An 18,337-nucleotide genomic window follows, 5' to 3' on the forward strand; every position below is an offset into this window, starting at 1 on the left:
CAGGCAACGCCCGTTCCGGGCCCATTGGCGCCATGATGGGAAAACTCTCCCTGGTCCGAGTCGCGCATGCAAAAGCCGCCCCGAAGGGCGGCTTGAAACGTCACGCCTGTCAGGCCGCTCAGCTGCTGCTGCGCGACGAACGGCGCTTCCGGCGCTGCTGGCCGAGACCCATTTCCTTTGCGAGCTCGGAGCGGGCCTTGGCGTAGTTCGGAGCCACCATCGGATAATCGACCGGCAGAGCCCACTTCTCGCGGTACTGCTCGGGCGTCATGTTGTACTGCGTACGCAGATGGCGCTTCAGCGACTTGAACTTCTTGCCGTCCTCCAGGCAGACGATGTAGTCGGGAGTGACGGACTTCTTCACGGGAACGGCGGGCTTCGGAGCTTCGATCGGAGCTTCGACGGTGCCGCCGCCGACGCGCATGAGAGCGGAGTGGACGTCGTTGATCAGCGTCGGCAGATCGCCCGATGGAACAGAGTTGTTGCTCACATAGGCGGATACGATATCCGCGGCCAGCTCAATGTAGTTTGACGCAGCGATATTGTCGCTCATTTTGATTTTCTTCCTTTCCGGCCCGCAAAAACAGCTCAAATGCCTTACAGGCTGAATTTTGAGCAGTCATTGCGCAAGCAATGCTTGCCTCATTCTTGAACCGCACTGTAAACGCGCGGCGAACGTTCCTGCCCGTTCAGGTATGTCAATTCCGAGTGAAACACAAGATCAATAAAAGGAAAACTTTGGAAAACTTGGGGTCAACTTTCAGTGTGCAATAAACATAGGTTTAACGGATGGGAAACCGATCGCCGGCCTGCAGCAGCACAATACTGAATTCGCCCCCTTCCTAAGCAGAAGAAGCAGCTATAGCGGCCCCGCCCTGCGGACGAACATAGCACGCGCCAACGCCCCGGCACGGACCCGACGTGGGAAATCCGAGTTATGTATGCATAATTGCCCTGCCTTAAGCCTCCTATCCGGGTCCTTCCATGAAACGCGAACGTCTCCTCTCCAATCCCCTGCCTCCCGCGCCGGTCACACCGGCAAGGCCGCACAGCTTCGAGGTGCACGGGGTGAGAATCCAGGACCCCTATGCCTGGCTCAAGGCCGAGAACTGGAAGGATGTGCTCAGGGACCCCGCTGCCCTCGATCCGGCCATTCGCGCGGCCCTTGAGCAAGAGAACGCCTATGCCTCCGCGGCCTTCGCCGGGACCGAGGATTTCCAGGCCCGGCTCGTCGCCGAGATGCGCGGGCGCATCAAGGAGGACGATTCCACCGTTCCCCAGCCCGACGGCCCGTTCGCCTATTTCACCCGCTACCGTGAAGGTGGGCAGCACCCTCTCGTCTGCCGCCAGCCCCGCGACGGCGGCGCGGAGGCCGTCATGCTCGATGGGGACAAGGAGGCCGAGGGCTTCGCCTTCTTCGACCTGGGCGGCGCGGACCATTCCCCGGACCACAGGCTCCTGGCCTGGGGCTCGGACGTGAAGGGCTCCGAATACTTCACGATCCGCATCCGCGACCTCGAATCCGGCCGGGACCTCCCCGACGAGGTGCCTCAGACCTCCGGCGGCGTGGTGTGGCTCAACGACAGCTCCGGCTTCTATTACGTCGAGCTCGACGAGAACCACCGCCCGGTGCGTGTCAGACGCCATCTGATCGGCTCTGACCCGGCCGTGGATGAGACCATCTACGAGGAGAAGGACCCGGGCTTCTTCGTGAAGCTCGGCGTGACCCAGTCGGACGCCTTCGTCCTGATCGAGGCGAGCGACCACGAAACCTCGGAAGTCTGGCTCCTCGACCGGTCCGACGACGCCGCGCGCCCCCGCCTCGTCGAGGCGCGCACGCCTCAGCTGCAATACGATGTGGAACATCACGGCGACCGCCTGATCATCCTCACCAATGCGGACGGGGCGGAGGACTTCAAGATCGTGACGGCCCCCGTGGCCACCCCTGGGCGCGCGCACTGGACCGACCTCATTCCCTACCGTCCGGGAATCATGATCCTTTCGGTCGTGGCCCTGGCCCGCTATCTCGTCCGCCTGGAGCGGGAGAACGCCAGCCCCCGGATCGTGCTGCGCGAGATCGCGAGCGGGCGGGAGGAGAGCATCGCCTTCGACGAGGAGGCCTATTCTCTCGGGTTCACCCCCGGCTACGAGTTCGACACGGATGTGATCCGCTACCATTACTCGTCCCTGACGACCCCGAACGAGGTGACCGATTACAACCTCCGGACGGGCGAGCGGACGCTGCGGAAGCGCCAGGAAGTTCCGAGCGGCCACAACCCGGCCGACTACGTCACCCGCCGCCTCTTCGCCACGGCGCCGGACGGGGAGCAGGTGCCGATCTCGATCCTGCACCGCCGGGAGACCGCTCTCGACGGCTCGGCCCCCTGCCTGCTCTATGGATACGGCTCCTACGGCATGTCGATGCCTGCCAGCTTCCGCACGAGCATTCTGTCGCTCGTGGATCGGGGCTTCGTCTATGCCATTGCCCATGTCCGGGGCGGCACGGAGAAGGGGTGGCGCTGGTATCTCGACGGCAAGCGCGAGAAGAAGACGAACACCTTCAAGGATTTCATCGCCAGCGGCGAGGCCCTGGCCCAGGCCGGCTATACGTCGCGGGGGCGGATCGTGGCCCATGGCGGCAGCGCGGGCGGAATGCTGATGGGGGCCGTGGCCAACATGGCGCCGGACCTCTTCGCCGGCATCATTGCCGAGGTGCCCTTCGTGGACGTGCTCAACACCATGCTGGACGCCGAACTCCCCCTCACGCCGCCCGAATGGCCCGAATGGGGAAATCCAGCCGCCGACGAAGCAGCCTTCCGTACTATTTTCTCCTATTCGCCCTATGATAACATAATGCCTCAGGCCTACCCGGCGATTCTGGCGCTCGCCGGCTTGACGGATCCGCGCGTGACCTACTGGGAGCCCGCCAAATGGGTCGCGCGGCTGAGAGCAACGAGGACGGGAGGCGGCCCCATTCTCCTCAGGCTCAACATGGACGCGGGCCATGGGGGCGCGGCAGGCCGGTTCGACCGGCTCGAGGAAGTCGCGCTGGCCTACACCTTCGCCCTCGCCTGCGTGGAAGGCTTTGGCCGCCGACCGGAATCCTTCCCCGGGCCGGAACTAGCGTGAGAGGAGCGCGAGCGGCCCTCATGTTCGAGAGCGTGCATTCATGACGAGTCGAGCCGGTTCAGACATAGCGGATGACGTTACTCCCGAGCAGCGCATCGCCGAGCTGGAGCGGCGTGTGCAGCAGGCCGAGATGGCGCTCCGACTGAGCGCGTCGAAACTGCGCATGGCGCTCGACGTCAGCCGACTCGGAGCCTGGCAGCGGAACCAGGAAACCGGAGAGGTCAGCGGCACCCCGGCGTTCAAAGCCTATTTCGGATTGCCGCCGGATGCGCAGCTCACCTATGACGGGCTGCGGGCGATGTTCCATCCCGACGACGTGGCGCGGATCGATCAGGCGATTTCCTATGCGTTGAAGACGAAGACCGACTTCAATATCGAGCATCGGATCATCCGCGCCGACGGCCGCCCCGGCCGCATTCACGTCCGCGGCGGGGTGATCGCCGAAAACGGCAAGCCGGTTTATACGCTGGGCGTCGTGCAGGACATCACCGAGCGGGAAAGGGTCAGGGAGGAGAGCACCCGCGCCCAGCGCCGCCAGGAGTTCCTGCTGGAGCTCAACGACCAGCTCGGCACGCTGGAAGATCCCGACCAGATCCTGGAGACCTCGGCGCGGCATCTGGCCCGTTTCCTCGACATCGATACGGCGGGTTACGGCGAGGTCTTCGAGGAGCGCGGCGTCATCGCCATCGAGAAGGAATGGTCGAAGGGCCTCATCTCCAATGAAGGCAAGGTGGAGAGGTTCGACCAGCTCGCGGACTTCGAATTATCCGCGCTCAGGCAGGGCGAGCCGGTGATCATCGAGGACGTCAAGGCGGATCCTCGTCTGAGCGGCCCTGCGCAGCAGGCCCGCTACAGCGGCATGAACATCAGGTCCCTCGTCAGCATGCCGGTGCTGAGAAACGATCACCTCAAGGCCGTTCTTTACACGAGTGCCTCCACCCCCCGGATCTGGACCGGGGAGGACGTGGCGCTCATCGAGGACGTCGCGGAGCGGACCTGGCTCGCCATCGAGAAGGCGCGCGCGGAGCGAGGCCTGCGGGAGACCGAAGCGCGGTTCCGCATCATCGCGGAATCGCTGCCGGCCCTCGTCTGGATCGTGGACCCGAATGTCAGCCTGACCTATGCCAACGAACGCTGGGTCAAGTATTCGGGCCTTCCTCCCGAGGAAGCCCTCGGCCACAGCTGGATGCAGGCGATCCATCCCGACGACATGCGGCGCATGCATGAGGAGCTGAAGAGCGTTATGCTGAACCGCACGCCCTACGAGACCGAGGTCCGCTATCGATCTCATACGGGCGCCTATCGCTGGCACCTGATCCAGGCGGAACCCTTCTACAAGGAAGGCCAGTTCGGCGGTTGGGTCGGCACCAGCGTCGACATTCACGACCTCAAGGAAACGGAAGCGGCGCTGCGCATCAGCGAGGAGCGCCTGTCGCTGGCCCAGCGTGCGGCCGGCATCGGCGTATTCGACTGGGACATCACCGCCGACCGGATCACGTGGACCGCCGAACAGGAGCGCCTGTTCGGCCTCGAGGCTGGCGCCTTCGAAGGCTATATGGCCGCTTTCGAGAAGCGGGTCGTTCCGGAGGACTTGGCTCCCGGCAAGAGGCTGATGGAGGAGGCCCTGGCGCGCCACGACGGGGAGATCGGCCTGTCCTATCGCATCCGCCATCCCGACGAGGGCATCCGCTTCATCGACACCACGGCGCTGTTCTTCTACGACCGCGAAGGCCGGCCGACGCGCATGATCGGCATCAATATCGACGTCACGCGCTACAAGCAGGCGGAGCAGCGTCAGCATCTTCTGATCCGCGAGCTCCATCACCGCGTCAAGAACACCCTGGCGACGGTCCAGGCCATTGTGGGCTCGACCGCCCGGACGTCGTCGAGCATCGACGAGTTCTATCAGGGCTTCGTCGGACGCATCGTGTCGCTTGCGCGCACGCACAACCTGCTCACGGAGGATCTCTGGCAGAGAGCTGATCTTCACGAGCTCGTGGAGACGGAGCTCGGCCCCTACGAAGACGAGGCCCGCAACCGGATTCTCATCGAAGGCCCGCATGTCGAGCTGCCGTCGGAAGCGGCCGTGCCAATCGGCATGGCAATCCACGAACTCACCACCAACGCGGCCAAGCACGGCGCCTTGTCGACGTTCGGCGGGCAGGTCGAGGTTCGCTGGTCCATCGAGATGGGCGAGGCGGGCCCGATCCTGCACTTCGCCTGGACGGAGCATGGCGGACCGCGCGTCGCGACCCCGGCCCGGCAAGGCTTCGGCTCGCGCCTGCTGCAGCGGGTGCTCTCCACGCAGCTCCAGGCTCAGGTGGCCATGGACTTCCGGGAGGAAGGCCTCCACTTTACGATGAGCTTGCCCATTCCTGGAGCGCCTCCCCTCTTCAAGACGGACGAGTAGAAGCGGCCCGCGGACAGGCGAATGCTTCCTCGCGCCGCGGGGTCCGGGCAGCTCCAAATGGCAGGGACAATGATCTCAGGCATCCCGACGAGGGGAGAGACGTCATGTTGTTGAACGCGAACCGATCGCATCTTCTCGTGGTGGATGTTCAAGCCAGGCTCATGCCCGCCATCCACGACGGTGACGCTACGATCCGGAATATCGGCATCCTGCTGCAGGTCGCCTCCCGGCTCGGCGTTCCGGTGACGGTCACGGAGCAATATCCGAAAGGGCTCGGCCCGACGGTCGAATCCGTGACTGATGCTCTCCCAGCCTCGACCCTGGTTCTTCCGAAGACGACCTTCTCAGCGGCCGCCGATCCGGCGATCGCGGAGCGCGCCGCCAGGCTTCGGGGAGAGGGACGCAGCCAGCTCGTGATCTGCGGGGCCGAGGCGCATATCTGCGTGCTGCAGACCGCGCTCGCCTTCAAGGAGATGGGCCTCGACGTCTTCGTGGTCGCGGACGGGGTTTCGAGCCGCTCGCCGCACAGCGTCAACGCAGCCTGCGCCCGCCTGCTCCATGCAGGCTGTCACTGGGTCACCACGGAGATGGTCGGGTTCGAATGGATGGAGAGGGCTGCGACGGAGGATTTCCGGGCCCTCTCTCCGCTGTTCAAGTAGCGGAGCTTCCGCCCTCTCCGCCGGACGCGATGAAGGCTTTCAGCTCATCGAGGGACTGGAAGCGGAAAACGCCTCCTGGAGTCTGCGCCTCGATGGAGCCGTCGGAGAACATCACGTAGGTGTTGTCGCCGGAATTGTACGTGCCGATGATGGTGGCGCCGGAGCCCGGCGCTCCGCCTGCCTTCTCCTCCTCGGCCCCTTCCTCGGACTTGGCGGGTTTCTCTGCCCCGGAAAGCCGCTCGAAATCGCGCATGGCCTCGGAGTCCGGCCCGAATGCCGGCGCGGGCTCTGCCGACGGCTCGCGAGGCTCATCGCGCTCCCGCTCGTCCCGAGGCTCTTCCTCGGCTTCCGTCAGCTTGGGCTCCTCGGCGAACAGTGACGTGTCTTCCGGAACGTCACGGATTTCGACATAGGTCTCCTCGAGGCGTTCGGCGAGCAGGAAATCCGGAACCTTGGCCTCGATCTCGCCCTCGTCTTCCTCGGGCCGCGCCGTGTCGCCGGACGATGTCCCGGACGGACGAGGTTCGGCGGCTTTCTCCACGACGGATTCCACACGGCTCTCCGGAGCGGGCTCGGATCGTTCGTCGTGGGAGAAAAGCGGCAGGTCCGGCTGCGCCTCGTCCTGGGCCGCCGTCTCGCCACGGCCGAACATGCGCCCGCCCAGCAACCCGCCGGCGAGAGCAGCTACCGAGAGCCCAGTCGACGAGGCGGATGCCTCGTCCCGAACCGTTTCGTCGAAACCGATCTGAAGGCGGGAGATCTCCGACTGAATGCGGGCGAGCTTGGAAACCACCGCCGTGATTCCCAGGAGAAGCGCGCCGCAGGCGGCGCTGAAGCTTCCGGCGATCACCATCGTCCAGCCACGTTCTATCAGAACGATGTCCCACCCGAAGAAAGCAGCCAATAATCCGCCGACGATCATCGCAAAAGCGAGAGCCAGAAGAGCGATGATCATGCCGTCTCCATCATACGCAGAACAAGGTTTTCAAGGGCAAAGCTATGCCTCTATAGGGGAAAGGCAACCTCATGAAAAGATTGGGTAGAAAAAAGTCCGGGCGTCAGCCGTTGCTCTTGGCGGCAGGGAGCTTTAACTAACCCATCACAGGTCGCTCAATCCAAAGGAGATGCCGATGTCGTTCACTCTGCCCGAACTGCCCTATGCTTATGATGCCCTGCAGCCCTACATGTCGCGTGAAACCCTCGAGTTTCACCATGACAAGCACCATGCGGCTTACGTCAACACCGGCAACAACCTGCTGAAAGGCACGGAATTCGAAGGCAAGAGCGTCGAGGAAGTCGTGAAGGGCTCCTACGGCAAGAACCAGGCTCTCTTCAACAATGCCGGTCAGCACTACAACCACATTCACTTCTGGATGTGGATGAAGCCCAATGGCGGCGGCGCGCTGCCCGGCAAGCTCGAAAAGAAGATCGTCGAGGATCTCGGCTCCGTCGACAAGATGAAGGAAGACTTCGTTCAGGCGGGCGTGAGCCAGTTCGGCTCTGGCTGGGCCTGGCTTGCCGTGAAGGACGGCAAGATCACCGTGATGAAGACTCCCAACGGCGAGAACCCGCTGGTCCACGGCGCTCAGCCGATCCTCGGCTGCGACGTGTGGGAGCATTCCTACTACATCGACTACCGCAACCGCCGGCCCGACTACATCAAGGCCTTCCTCGAGAACCTGGTGAACTGGGAACATGTCGAGGAAATGTTCGAAGCGGCTGTGAAGTAATCCTTCCCTTATCGCTACGTCAGACGGGCCCCTTCCGGGGCCCGTTTTGCGTGTAGCCTACGGGCCGGGAACGAGCCTGATCCCGCGTTCCTTCAGCAACGCGCCGAACGCATCCGACTTCAGATAATCCAGTTCGGCGACACGGCTTTCCACCGCCGGATCGAGCCTGCGAAGCTCCTTGTCCACATAGCCGGGATGGCACATGACGAGCGGGCTTGGACCCATGTGCGAAAAGGCGGCCTCGAAGATCCGGTCGGTCGGAACGGACAGATCGAACGGCGCGAAGCCGGAAAAGCCCTTGTTCGTGGCAAAGCCCGCGGCATGGGCCTCGCGAGAGAAGCCCCGCGCGAACCCTCTCACGATCAGCGCCTTTCCGCGTCCGATGGGGCGGCGCAGGATCGAGGGCACGGTGTCGGCGGGATCGCGCAGCCAGACGCGTCCCGCATATTCCCTGTCCCGCAGCGCCTGAAGCAGAGGCCCCCTCACGCCGGGCAGCACATGCACATGCTGATGCCCATCGACGAAGGACGGCGGTTCCCCGTGAGCATCCTCGAAGGCATCGAGCTGACGCGCGATCTCTCCCGCGATCTCGGCCCTCTTAAGCCGCCCCCGAGCGGCATGGGCGATCAGTTCCTTGAGGCGGGGAAAGCGTCCCGAGGGAGCAAGCTGCGCCATGGGCCCCAAGGGCGCGCCGGTCGTGAGATTGAGATGAAGGCCGATCCCGATCCGGCCCTTCAGCGGTCTCAGATCCGGCGCATTCCGCCGCCATCCGGGCATGTTGGTCATGGCGCCCGTGGCCGACAGGCGGCCCATCTCCGCCAATTCCGCGATGCCCCGGCTGACGCCGTCGCTGAGACCATAATCGTCGGCGCAGAGGATGACGCTACAGAGGGAAGACATGGGATCCTTGGACATCGGCTTCGCCGCACCCTAGCGCATTGTGCGGGAAAATGGATCCGGTTTTCAGACGGGCTCATGCGGCAATAAGAGGCCAGGCCAGCACGCCACATTCTCACGCGAAACTGAACATAGGCCCTTGAGCAAAGCCGCAAACTCGGCTCTTGATGCGCCGGATCACAAGGGGTTTCCCAACCGTGGCTTCGCCCAAGCTCAGCGTCATCATTCCCGTCCACAACGAGAGCGCCAATATCGGGCCGCTCTGCGAACGCCTCTTCCCAGTGCTCGACCGGATCGGCCTCGCCTGGGAGGTCGTATTTGTGGACGACGGCAGCAGGGACGACACCCTGGACGCTATCCGTGCGTTGAGCGAGCGGGAGCCCCGGGTCGGAGCGCTCTCGTTCAGCCGCAATTTCGGCAAGGAAATCGCCATCGCTGCCGGTCTCGACCACGCGAGGGGCAATGCGGTCGTGATCATGGACGCGGACCTGCAGCACCCGCCGGAGATGATCGAGGCCTTCGTGGAACGCTGGCGGCAAGGCTACGACATGGTTTACGGCCAGCGCACGGACCGTTCGGACGAGACCCGGGTCAAGCGCGGCTTCGCCCACCTGTTCTACCAGCTCTTTGCACGCTTCGGAGAAATCGGGCTTCCCGAGGGCGCGGGCGATTTCCGCCTCATCGACCGCAAGGGGGTCGAGGTGCTGCGCGCCATGGGTGAGAAGGCGCGTTTCTCGAAAGGGCTTTACGCCTGGATCGGGTTCAAGAGCATCGGCGTGCCCTTCGTGGTGGAGGAGCGCCGCTTCGGCACCTCGAAATGGAGCTTCCGAAAGCTCTTCCGCTTCGCCTTCGACGGCATTGCGGCCTTCTCGACGGTGCCTCTGCGCATCTGGACCTATCTCGGCTTTCTGATCTCGTTTCTCTCGATTGCCGCCGCCCTCTACTTCCTGATCAGGACCCTCATGTTCGGCACCGATCTCCCCGGCTTCCCGAGCCTGATCGTGTCCATCATGTTCTTCTCCGGCATTCAATTGATGTCATTGGGCATCATCGGCGAATATGTGGGCCGCATCTTCGCGGAGGTGAAACGTCGGCCGCTCTATGTGGTCTCCGAGCGGATCGGCAGCACCACGGAGGTCTCGGACAGCCTCCTTCCCGTCCACGAACAGCAGCGCCGGGCCTGACCGATGTTCAAGAAAATTCTGTCCGTCGGGGGATGGACGCTCGTCTCGCGCCTGACGGGCTTCATCCGCGACGTGGTGATCGCCGCCGTGATGGGCGTCGGGCCCGTGGCCGATGCGTTCTTCGTGGCCTTCCGCATTCCGAACCATTTCCGCGCCATCTTCGGCGAGGGCGCGTTCAACAACGCCTTCCTGCCCGCTTATGCCCAGGTGCTCGAAACTGGGGGCGAAAAGGCCGCGAAATCCTTCGCCGGCCGCATCGTGACCCTGATGCTCATCGTGCAGATCGGCTTGCTCGTCGCGGCCTTCCTCGCCATGCCGAGCGTCGTGCGGCTTCTCGCGCCGGGCTTCTCCGAGGACCCTGCGAAGTTCGATCTCGCCGTCTCGCTGACGCGGATCACGTTTCCCTATCTCCTGCTGATCACCATCGTCACCATCTACTCGGCGATCCTGAACGCCCACGAACGCTTCTGGGCCGCCGCGGCCGCGCCCGTTCTCCTGAACGTGGCGATGATCGCGACGCTCGCCGTGGTGTTCCTGTTCCCGAATGCGGGCTATGCCGCCGCCTGGGGCGTGACGATCTCCGGCGCGCTTCAGCTCATCCTCGTCTGGTGGGACACGAAACGCGCCCTCGCCGCGCCGGGAATCGAGCGCCCGCGCATGGACCGGCCGATGAAGACCTTCTTCAAGGCGCTCGGCCCCGCCGTGATCGGCTCCGCGGGCGTGCAGCTCGCGATCTTCGCGGACACGATCATCGCTTCGTTCCTGCCCACGGGCGCCGTGTCCTCCCTCTACTACGCGGACCGCCTCTATCAGCTTCCCCTCGGCGTGATCGGCATCGCGGCCGGGACCGTGCTGCTGCCGGAAATGAGCCGCCGCATCGCCGCCGGCGACGAAGCGGGCGCCTACGCGGCGCAGAACCGCACGATCGGCCTGACCCTCGCGCTCGCCGCGCCTTTCCTCGTGGCGTTCCTGGTAATGCCGGACCTCATCATGTCCGCGCTCTTCCAGCGCGGCGCATTCGATGCCGAGGCCGCGCGGCGCTCGGGCGCGGTGCTTGCGGCCTACGGCCTGGGGCTTCCGGCCGCCGTTCTCATCCGCTCGGCCGTTTCGAGCTTCTATGCCCGATCCGACACCGCGACGCCGCTGATCGCCTCGCTCACGGCGGTCGGCGTCAACGTCCTCGTGAAGATCCTGCTGATGGACACCTACGGCGTGGTGGGCCTCGCCCTCGGCACGGCCATCGGGGTCTGGGTCAACCTCGCCCTGCTCTTCGCGCTCGCCTATCGGCGCGGATGGACGGCCCCGAACCGCTCCCTCGGCAGGACCTGCCTCGCCATCGCGGCGGCGAGCCTGCTCCTGGTCGTCTTCGCATGGTTCGCGCCTGCGCCGCTGGAACGCTGGACCGCCCTCCTCCCGGTCTGGCGGAACGAGACCCTGCTCGGGGCGCTCGGCCTTGCGGGCGCGCTGATCTATGGGGGCGTCCTGCTGGCGGGGCTCAAGGCCATGGGGGTGAGGCTCGCGCGGCGCTGATCCTGTTGCGCCGCGTGGCGCGTCGCGCCTCCGATCCCGGCGATCTCCGTCAGCAGCTTGCGCCGCGCCGCCACCGCGAAGGGCCGCGTCTCGTCCGCGATCTCCACGAAGGCGCCCGGCCCGCCGATGACGCTTCGGGCATAGTAATCCTCCAGCGACATTCCGCCGGGCCCGCCGGGGCGTCCGCTGCCCGGACGGCGGATCGCGAGCGCGTTGATGGTGAAGCCTTTCGAGAGCGCGTCCGCGCGGGCCTGCTCCAGGGAGCGGCCGTTCATGTTGGGACCGTCGCCCGACACGTCGATCACCTTGCGCGTGCCCTCGTGGGCGTTCTGCTCCACGAGGCGCACGGAGAAGTCGATAGCGTTCGAGATGGAATTGTAGCCGGTGGCTCCGCGCGGCGCGCTCGTGAGCTTGTCGGCGAAGATCCTGGAGCCCGCCTCGTCCCGGATCACGTGCCAGTCGACGATCAGCACCTGCGAGCCCGGCCCGCCCCATTCCATGAAGGCGACCGCGATCGCCCCGATGGGGCCGTCCTTGATGCCCGCCAGAACCTCCGGGTTCATGAGCGCATCCGCCCAGCCCTTCCGCTGCAGGCTGAGCTCGTCGTCGTCGATGGAGCCGGAGCCATCAGCGGCGAAGACGAGTTCGAGATCCACAGGCTCGGCGAGGGCCGGGGCCGTCAGGAGGCCAAGAGCGAAAAGGCCGTTCAGGATCGGACGCATCGGAAGCTCCGGCAAGGCGCGATGCCGGGGCCATTTAGGGCAACAAAAAACCGGTGCCTCTCGGCCCCGGTTCACAAGTCCTTGAGGAGGCGAGGCAGTCCCCCTGTCATCACCGGCCTTGTGCCGGCGATCCCGATTCCAAGAAGCATTGTGCCCTTCTCGGCGAGATGGCCGGGACAAGCCCGGCCATGACGAGAAACCGCTCCCGTGTCAAAACCTTAAGCCGCCTTCGTCACCGGCTGGGAATGGGCATAGGCCCAGTAGAGTTCGCGCGCGCGGCGGTAGAACGGGCCGGGCTGGAGATCGCGGCTGTCGATGCGCAGTACCGGCATCACCTTGGAATAATTGCCTGAGATGAAGATCTCGTCGGCCGTCGCGAAATCCTCGTAGCGCAGCGTGCCCTCGACGACCGTCGCGCCGTCGTCGCGCAGGAGCTGGATCACGCGCTGGCGGGTAATGCCATTGAGGAACGTGCCATTCGGGTACGGGGTGTAGACCACATTATCCTTGGCCATGAACACGTTCGAGGTGCCGGTCTCGGCCACGTTGCCGAGGGCGTCGAGGACCAGGGCGTTGTCGAAGCCCTTCTCCTTCGCCTCGCGGATCACGCGGGCGTTGTTCGGGTAGAGAGCGCCGGCCTTGGAATCGGTGGGCATGGATTCGAGCGTCGGGCGGCGGAAGCTCGACTTCATCACCGACAGGCCGCCGGGCACCGGCATGGGGGCCTCGAAGAGGGAGAGGCAGAACTGGGTCGATTCCGGATCGGGCGCGATGGTGGCCAGGCCCTCGGCCTCGCCCCAATACATGGGCTTCACGTAAAGGGCCGTGCCGGGGGCGAACTTCTTTACACCCTCGCGCACCAGCTCGACGATCGCCTGCGGATCCATGGTGGGCTTGAGGCCGATGGTGGCGGCCGAGCGGTTCACGCGCGCGCAATGCAGGTCGATATCGGGCATGACGCCCTCGAACACCCTGGCGCCGTCGAAGACCGACGAGCCCAGCCACGCCACGTGGGAGCGAGGTCCGATCAGGGGCGGGTTGCCCTCATGCCACGCGCCGTTGAACCAGTTCCAGGTCTGCGAATACCAAGCCACTTCCGTTATCCTTTGGGTCAGAATACCTGCCCTATCGAATCCCTTTGCGTCACCCTCGTCAATCGCTTGGGGAACTTGGACAGGATAAAGTCTTGTGATGAGATGCATGAGAGAGGATGATCAGTCCCGATCAGCCGCCTCACCCTTGGTTCAAGGACCCGGAGCATGTCGTCGTCCCTCATCCCGGCCGGAATCAAAGCCGTCGTCTTCGACGCCTACGGGACCTTGTTCGACGTGCATTCCGCAGTCGCCCGCCACGCGGCGCAGATCGGGCCGGAGGGGACGCGCCTGTCCGAGATCTGGCGCGCCAAGCAGCTCGAATATTCCTGGGTGCTGTCCTTGGCCGGGCGTTACCGGCCGTTCTGGGCTCTGACCGAGCAGGCCCTCGACTACGCCTTCGCCCGCTGCCCGACGGCGGATTATTCCGTCCGCCCGCTCCTGCTCGACGCCTATCGCACCCTCGACGCCTATCCCGAGGTGCGCCCGACCCTTGAGAGACTGCGCTCAAGGGGCCTGCGTACCGCCATCCTGTCGAACGGCGACCCCGGAATGCTCGGCTCGGCGGTGGCCTCCGCCGATCTTGCGGCGTGTCTCGACGCTGTGCTCTCGGTGGATTCCGCGAAGGTCTTCAAGACGAGCCCCGATGCCTATCAGGTAGCGATCGAGGCTTTGTCCCTCAACGAAGACGAGATCGTCTTCGTCTCCTCGAACCGGTGGGATGTCGCGGGAGCGGCGGCCTTCGGCTTCACCCCGATCTGGGTGAACCGGCTCGGGCTGCCGGACGAATACGAGGACCTCGCCCCACGCGCCGTCATCGATACGCTCGCGGGATTGCTATGACCCAACCGCTAGGCTCCCCACCTCTCCCCGGTGGGGAGAGGTCGAGCGAAGCGAGGGTGAGGGGGGGGCGCCCTGTTCGGACATGGCTATACCCCCTCACCCGGACCTGACGGTCCGACCTCTCCCGCACGGGAGAGGTGAAAGGGGGCGCTACACATGGGTACGGTGCTCCAATTCTGCCAGAATGGTTTCTAACACAACGTCGATGTTGTCGTAGATGTCGGCGTTCTGCAGGCGCAAGAAATGATAGCCGCAGATTTCGAGAACACGCGTCCGCTCGCTATCCCGCGTCATCTCTTTCGACGTGGAGTGCGTTGCCCCATCGACCTCAATCACGAGTTTCGCATCCAAGCACACGAAGTCGACGACATACCGGTCGATCGGATGCTGCCGCCGAAATTTCCATCTGGCTAACTTCCGGTTTCGGAAAGCCTGCCAGAGCAAAGCCTCGGCGCTCGTCTGCTGCTGACGAAGCTGTCGCGCCCTCTGGATGAACCGTTGCATCCCCCCACCCGCGCCAATGGCGCAACCTCTCCCCGGCGGGGAGAGGGATAGCCGTGCTTTCTGACCTCTCTACTTTGCCAAAGCCGCGAGGATGCGCGCCCAGGAGCGCGTGCCCTTGTGGAAGCTCTTGAGGTCGTACTTCTCGTTCGGCGAATGGATGCGGTCGTCGTCGAGACCGAAGCCCACGAAGAGGGTGTCGAGGCCGAGGATGCGCTTGAAGTCGCCGCCGACCGGGATCGATCCGCCCATGCCGATGACGATCGGCTCCCTGCTCCATTCGTCATGCAGCGCGGCCTTCGCAACGGTGAGCGCCGGGAAATCGTGCGGCAGCGCGAGCGCGCGCGAGCCCTTGTGCTTGATGAACTCCACCGAGCAATCGGCGGGGATGCGCTCGCGCACGAAAGCCTGGAAGTTCTCCGAGATCTTCGCCGGGTCCTGATCGCCCACCAGACGGAAGGAGATCTTGCAGCGGGCTTCCGCCGCGATCACCGTCTTCGTGCCCTCGCCCGTATAGCCGCCGATGATGCCGTTCACGTCGCAGGTGGGGCGGGACTGGATCTGCTCGATGAGCACGCGGCCCTTCTCGCCGGCCGAGTGCTTCAGGCCGACCTGGCCGAGGAAATCCTCCTCCGTGAGGTTCAGGCCCTTCCATTGATCGAGAACCTGCGTCGGCGTCTCGGGAACGCCATCATAGAAATCCTTGATGGTAATGCGGCCGTTCTCGTCGTGTATCGCGGCGATGATCTTCGAGAGAACATGGATCGGGTTGCGCGCCGCGCCGCCGAACTGGCCGGAATGCAGGTCGCGGTCCGCGCAGCGCACGATGACTTCCTCGTACACCATGCCGCGCAACGATGACGTGACGGCAGGGGTATCCTGGTCCCACATGCCCGTATCGCAGACGAGCGCCACATCGGCCTTCAGCTCGCTCTTGTTGGCCTCGATGAACTCAGGCAGGAACTTGGAGCCGTCCTCCTCCGCGCCTTCCACCAGGAAGGTGATGTTGATGGGCAGCGAGCCGGTCACCGCCTTCCAGGCGCGGCAGGCCTCGACGAAGGTCAGGACCTGGCCCTTATCGTCGGAGGAGCCGCGGGCGCTGATGGCCTTGCGTCCGTCCGGCAGGGTGATGATGCGCGGCTCGAAGGGCGGCTCGTCCCACAGCTCCAGCGGGTCCACGGGCTGCACGTCGTAATGGCCGTAGAAGAGCACGTGCGGCTTCGCCTCGCCCTTGGCATGGGCCACGACGGCGGGGTGCCCGCCCGTCTCGCGCAAAGAGGCCTCGATGCCGATGCCCTTCAGCTCGTCCACGAGCCACTGGCCCGCCTTGCGGCAATGGTCCTTGTAGGCGGGATCGGTAGAGATCGAGGGAACCTTCAGCCACTGGAACAGGCGCTCCAGGGACGCGTCGAGGTCGGAATCGATCTTGGAAAGCACTTGGTCGAGCTGGGACATGGCATTTTCTTTGTTTAAGCGAATCTGTCGGTCGGAGGGTGCCTCCGTATGGAGGTCAACTGCAAGGCCCTCTCTCATTTTGTAACTTCATTACAATGCGATATTACCTCATCGAGCTGAAGATTGTGAGCCTTGGATATAAACCCGATGAGTTACGCCGACTTTCTAGCAGCCTGCATGGAGATTGACATATCTGGCGAAGGAGATTTCTCCGGCCCCTGCAGCCAAGAGATCGTTGCCGTTGCAGAAGATCTTATCGGCCACAAGTTCCCACCAACCTATCGCGATTTTCTTCTCCGTTACGGCTGCGGAGATATCAGGAGCCTTGAATTCTATGGCATTACACGCGGCGCCATCGACGATGAAGGCATTCCGAGCAGTATCTGGTATACGCTCAGTGAACGGCAGCAAGGGAATCTGCCGCACCATCTCCTCGTCGTGTACGCACTCGGTGAAGGCTCACTCAGCTGTATCGACTTTTCTCAGCGGCGCACCGATGGCGAATGTCCAGTCGTGATCTGGCATCTGACCTCTCAAACAGGCGACCGTCTTGAGGTTGAGGCGGAAGATTTCGGCCAATTCTTCCGCCTCAAAGTCTGTGATGAGTAGCGAACACCTCACCGCCGCAACAGCCCGCCCAGGGTCCCTCGCACGATGGCGCGGCCGATGGAGCCGCCCTGACGGCCGCCGATGGACTTGCCGATCTCGGCCGCGATGGTGCCCACCGTCTGGTTGACGACGGTGCGCGTCACCTCGCGGGTGACCCGCTGGCCGACGGTGAGGCTTCCCTTACGCTGACCGGAGGTTCCGAAGAGTCCCCCGAGTATGTCGAGGATGCCGCCTCCGCCCTCCGCCGCCTTGGCGTCGGCGGCTGCCTTCTCGGCGCGCTTGGCCAGCATCTCGTAGGCCGATTCCGGATCGATGGGCTGATCGTATTTCCCTTTCATGGGGCTCGCAGCCAGGATCTGCTGACGCTCGGTCAGCTCGATGGGTCCGACCTGGGCCATGGGCGGGGCGATCAGGGTGCGCTCCACCATGGAGGGAGCGCCCTTGCCTTCGAGCATGGAGACCAGAGCCTCGCCGACGCCGAGTTCCGTGATCGCCTTTTCCGTGTCGAAGGCGGGATTCTGCCGGAACGTCTGGGCGGCGACGCGCACCGCCTTCTGCTCGCGGGGCGTATAGGCGCGCAGGGCATGCTGCACCCGGTTGCCGAGTTGCGCGAGCACGGTCTCCGGCACATCGACCGGGTTCTGGGTGATGAAATAGACGCCCACGCCCTTGGACCGGATGAGGCGAACCACGCGCTCCACGGTTTCGAGAAGCGCCTTCGGCGCATCGTTGAACAACAGATGCGCCTCGTCGAAGAAGAACACGAGCTTGGGCTGGTCGAGATCGCCCACTTCCGGCAACTCCTCGAACAGCTCCGACATGAGCCACAACAGGAAGGTGGCGTAGAGGCGCGGATTGTTCATGAGCTTGTCCGCCGCCAGAATGTTCACGACGCCGCGCCCGTCGCGGTCCGTGCGCATCAGATCCTTGATGTCGAGCGCGGGCTCGCCGAGGAACTCGTCGCCGCGCTGGTTCTCCAGCACCAGCAATTGACGCTGGATCGTGCCGATGGTGGCCTTTGACACGTTGCCGTAGGTCGTGGTGAGCTCGCTCGCATTGTCGGAGATGAGCTGCAGCAACGCGCGCAGGTCCTTCAGGTCGAGCAGCAGCAGGCCCTGCTCGTCCGCGACGCGGAAGGCGATGTTGAGAACCCCTTCCTGCGTGTCGTTCAGTTCGAGCAGGCGCGAGAGAAGCAGCGGGCCCATCTCGGAGATCGTCGCCCTGACACGGTGGCCCTGCTCGCCGAAGATGTCCCAGAACACGACCGGGAACTTGTCCGGCCTGTATTCGATTCCGATATCCTGCGCCCGCTTGACGAGAGGCGCCTTGCCGTTGCCGGGAGCCGCCATGCCGGAGAGATCGCCCTTGATGTCGGCCGCGAAGACCGGGACGCCGGCATTGGAAAATCCTTCCGCCAGCACCTGCAGCGAAACGGTCTTGCCCGTGCCCGTGGCCCCCGTGATCAGGCCGTGGCGGTTGGCGAGCGTCAGATCCAGATATTCCGGCTTGGTGCTCTTGCCGATGAAGATCTTGCCGTCCTCGAGCATGCTGTCTCTCCCGATTCCATCCAGGGATCT

Annotated in this window: 16 protein-coding genes; 8 read left to right on the forward strand and 8 right to left on the reverse strand. The window is 64.3% G+C overall.

Annotated features, from left to right (window positions below; genetic code table 11):
- Window positions 1-118 precede the first annotated feature (118 nt).
- On the reverse strand, window positions 119-553 hold the full coding sequence (locus ACS5Q0_RS05765) for a Ros/MucR family transcriptional regulator (protein WP_473125654.1): 435 nt from the start codon (window positions 551-553) through the stop codon (window positions 119-121).
- Between the two features lie 431 nt (window positions 554-984).
- On the opposite strand from ACS5Q0_RS05765, the gene ACS5Q0_RS05770 reads away from it, so the two are divergent.
- The 3 genes from ACS5Q0_RS05770 to ACS5Q0_RS05780 all read left to right on the forward strand — a co-directional run bounded on the left by ACS5Q0_RS05770 (window position 985) and on the right by ACS5Q0_RS05780 (window position 6,198).
- The gene (locus ACS5Q0_RS05770) at window positions 985-3,129 is read left to right on the forward strand and encodes a S9 family peptidase (protein ID WP_473125655.1); all 2,145 of its coding nucleotides are present in this window, start codon (window positions 985-987) and stop codon (window positions 3,127-3,129) included.
- 40 nt (window positions 3,130-3,169) lie between these two features.
- A complete protein-coding gene (locus tag ACS5Q0_RS05775; protein ID WP_473125656.1) occupies window positions 3,170-5,539 on the forward strand; it encodes a PAS domain-containing protein in 2,370 nt (789 codons plus the stop codon).
- Between the two features lie 104 nt (window positions 5,540-5,643).
- Window positions 5,644-6,198, forward strand: a complete 555-nt coding sequence (locus ACS5Q0_RS05780) for a hydrolase (RefSeq protein WP_473125657.1) — start codon at window positions 5,644-5,646, stop codon at window positions 6,196-6,198.
- Here ACS5Q0_RS05780 and ACS5Q0_RS05785 read toward each other — a convergent pair.
- Window positions 6,191-7,153, reverse strand: coding sequence for a hypothetical protein (locus ACS5Q0_RS05785; RefSeq protein ID WP_473125658.1), 963 nt, complete (start codon window positions 7,151-7,153; stop codon window positions 6,191-6,193). The two genes, ACS5Q0_RS05780 and ACS5Q0_RS05785, sit on opposite strands and share 8 nt — an antisense overlap.
- A gap of 175 nt (window positions 7,154-7,328) precedes the next feature.
- On the opposite strand from ACS5Q0_RS05785, the gene ACS5Q0_RS05790 reads away from it, so the two are divergent.
- Complete coding sequence (locus ACS5Q0_RS05790) at window positions 7,329-7,928, forward strand: superoxide dismutase (RefSeq protein WP_473125659.1); 600 nt, start codon at window positions 7,329-7,331, stop codon at window positions 7,926-7,928.
- A gap of 57 nt (window positions 7,929-7,985) precedes the next feature.
- Here the strand turns inward: ACS5Q0_RS05790 and ACS5Q0_RS05795 are convergent, their stop codons facing one another.
- The gene (locus tag ACS5Q0_RS05795) at window positions 7,986-8,828 is read right to left on the reverse strand and encodes a ChbG/HpnK family deacetylase (RefSeq protein WP_473125660.1); all 843 of its coding nucleotides are present in this window, start codon (window positions 8,826-8,828) and stop codon (window positions 7,986-7,988) included.
- A 194-nt stretch (window positions 8,829-9,022) separates the two neighbouring features.
- Here ACS5Q0_RS05795 and ACS5Q0_RS05800 point away from each other — a divergent pair, with 194 nt between their 5' ends.
- Complete coding sequence (locus tag ACS5Q0_RS05800; protein WP_473125661.1) at window positions 9,023-10,009, forward strand: glycosyltransferase family 2 protein; 987 nt, start codon at window positions 9,023-9,025, stop codon at window positions 10,007-10,009.
- Between the two features lie 3 nt (window positions 10,010-10,012).
- Window positions 10,013-11,539, forward strand: coding sequence for a murein biosynthesis integral membrane protein MurJ (gene murJ, locus ACS5Q0_RS05805; RefSeq protein WP_473125662.1), 1,527 nt, complete (start codon window positions 10,013-10,015; stop codon window positions 11,537-11,539).
- On the opposite strand, the gene ACS5Q0_RS05810 is transcribed toward murJ, so the two are convergent.
- Window positions 11,479-12,261, reverse strand: a complete 783-nt coding sequence (locus tag ACS5Q0_RS05810) for a DUF1194 domain-containing protein (RefSeq protein WP_473125663.1) — start codon at window positions 12,259-12,261, stop codon at window positions 11,479-11,481. The two genes, murJ and ACS5Q0_RS05810, sit on opposite strands and share 61 nt — an antisense overlap.
- A 218-nt stretch (window positions 12,262-12,479) precedes the next feature.
- A complete protein-coding gene (locus tag ACS5Q0_RS05815; protein ID WP_473125664.1) occupies window positions 12,480-13,355 on the reverse strand; it encodes a branched-chain amino acid aminotransferase in 876 nt (291 codons plus the stop codon).
- Between the two features lie 165 nt (window positions 13,356-13,520).
- On the opposite strand from ACS5Q0_RS05815, the gene ACS5Q0_RS05820 reads away from it, so the two are divergent.
- Complete coding sequence (locus ACS5Q0_RS05820; protein ID WP_473125665.1) at window positions 13,521-14,195, forward strand: haloacid dehalogenase type II; 675 nt, start codon at window positions 13,521-13,523, stop codon at window positions 14,193-14,195.
- A gap of 150 nt (window positions 14,196-14,345) precedes the next feature.
- On the opposite strand, the gene ACS5Q0_RS05825 is transcribed toward ACS5Q0_RS05820, so the two are convergent.
- Together ACS5Q0_RS05825 and ACS5Q0_RS05830 are read right to left on the reverse strand one after the other, a co-directional pair.
- A complete protein-coding gene (locus tag ACS5Q0_RS05825) occupies window positions 14,346-14,699 on the reverse strand; it encodes an endonuclease domain-containing protein (protein WP_473125666.1) in 354 nt (117 codons plus the stop codon).
- Window positions 14,700-14,768: 69 nt separating this feature from the next.
- A complete protein-coding gene (locus tag ACS5Q0_RS05830; RefSeq protein WP_473125667.1) occupies window positions 14,769-16,151 on the reverse strand; it encodes a M20/M25/M40 family metallo-hydrolase in 1,383 nt (460 codons plus the stop codon).
- 147 nt (window positions 16,152-16,298) lie between these two features.
- Here ACS5Q0_RS05830 and ACS5Q0_RS05835 point away from each other — a divergent pair, with 147 nt between their 5' ends.
- On the forward strand, window positions 16,299-16,760 hold the full coding sequence (locus ACS5Q0_RS05835) for an SMI1/KNR4 family protein (protein ID WP_473125668.1): 462 nt from the start codon (window positions 16,299-16,301) through the stop codon (window positions 16,758-16,760).
- Window positions 16,761-16,768: 8 nt separating this feature from the next.
- Here ACS5Q0_RS05835 and ACS5Q0_RS05840 read toward each other — a convergent pair whose 3' ends face one another.
- Window positions 16,769-18,307, reverse strand: a complete 1,539-nt coding sequence (locus ACS5Q0_RS05840) for a helicase HerA-like domain-containing protein (protein ID WP_473125669.1) — start codon at window positions 18,305-18,307, stop codon at window positions 16,769-16,771.
- Window positions 18,308-18,337 lie beyond the last annotated feature (30 nt).

Source organism: Microvirga sp. HS2, assembly GCF_055792805.1.

Bases quoted from the DNA above. Each gene is read 5' to 3' on its own strand.
- ACS5Q0_RS05840 (WP_473125669.1), bottom strand. From the start codon at position 18,307: ATGCTCGAGGACGGCAAGATCTTCATCGGCAAGAGCACCAAGCCGGAA.
- ACS5Q0_RS05835 (WP_473125668.1), top strand. From the start codon at position 16,299: ATGAGTTACGCCGACTTTCTAGCAGCCTGCATGGAGATTGACATATCT.
- ACS5Q0_RS05830 (WP_473125667.1), bottom strand. From the start codon at position 16,151: ATGTCCCAGCTCGACCAAGTGCTTTCCAAGATCGATTCCGACCTCGAC.
- ACS5Q0_RS05790 (WP_473125659.1), top strand. From the start codon at position 7,329: ATGTCGTTCACTCTGCCCGAACTGCCCTATGCTTATGATGCCCTGCAG.
- ACS5Q0_RS05795 (WP_473125660.1), bottom strand. From the start codon at position 8,828: ATGTCTTCCCTCTGTAGCGTCATCCTCTGCGCCGACGATTATGGTCTC.
- ACS5Q0_RS05820 (WP_473125665.1), top strand. From the start codon at position 13,521: ATGTCGTCGTCCCTCATCCCGGCCGGAATCAAAGCCGTCGTCTTCGAC.
- ACS5Q0_RS05770 (WP_473125655.1), top strand. From the start codon at position 985: ATGAAACGCGAACGTCTCCTCTCCAATCCCCTGCCTCCCGCGCCGGTC.
- ACS5Q0_RS05785 (WP_473125658.1), bottom strand. From the start codon at position 7,153: ATGATCATCGCTCTTCTGGCTCTCGCTTTTGCGATGATCGTCGGCGGA.
- murJ (WP_473125662.1), top strand. From the start codon at position 10,013: ATGTTCAAGAAAATTCTGTCCGTCGGGGGATGGACGCTCGTCTCGCGC.
- ACS5Q0_RS05765 (WP_473125654.1), bottom strand. From the start codon at position 553: ATGAGCGACAATATCGCTGCGTCAAACTACATTGAGCTGGCCGCGGAT.
- ACS5Q0_RS05775 (WP_473125656.1), top strand. From the start codon at position 3,170: ATGACGAGTCGAGCCGGTTCAGACATAGCGGATGACGTTACTCCCGAG.
- ACS5Q0_RS05780 (WP_473125657.1), top strand. From the start codon at position 5,644: ATGTTGTTGAACGCGAACCGATCGCATCTTCTCGTGGTGGATGTTCAA.
- ACS5Q0_RS05810 (WP_473125663.1), bottom strand. From the start codon at position 12,261: ATGCGTCCGATCCTGAACGGCCTTTTCGCTCTTGGCCTCCTGACGGCC.
- ACS5Q0_RS05825 (WP_473125666.1), bottom strand. From the start codon at position 14,699: ATGCAACGGTTCATCCAGAGGGCGCGACAGCTTCGTCAGCAGCAGACG.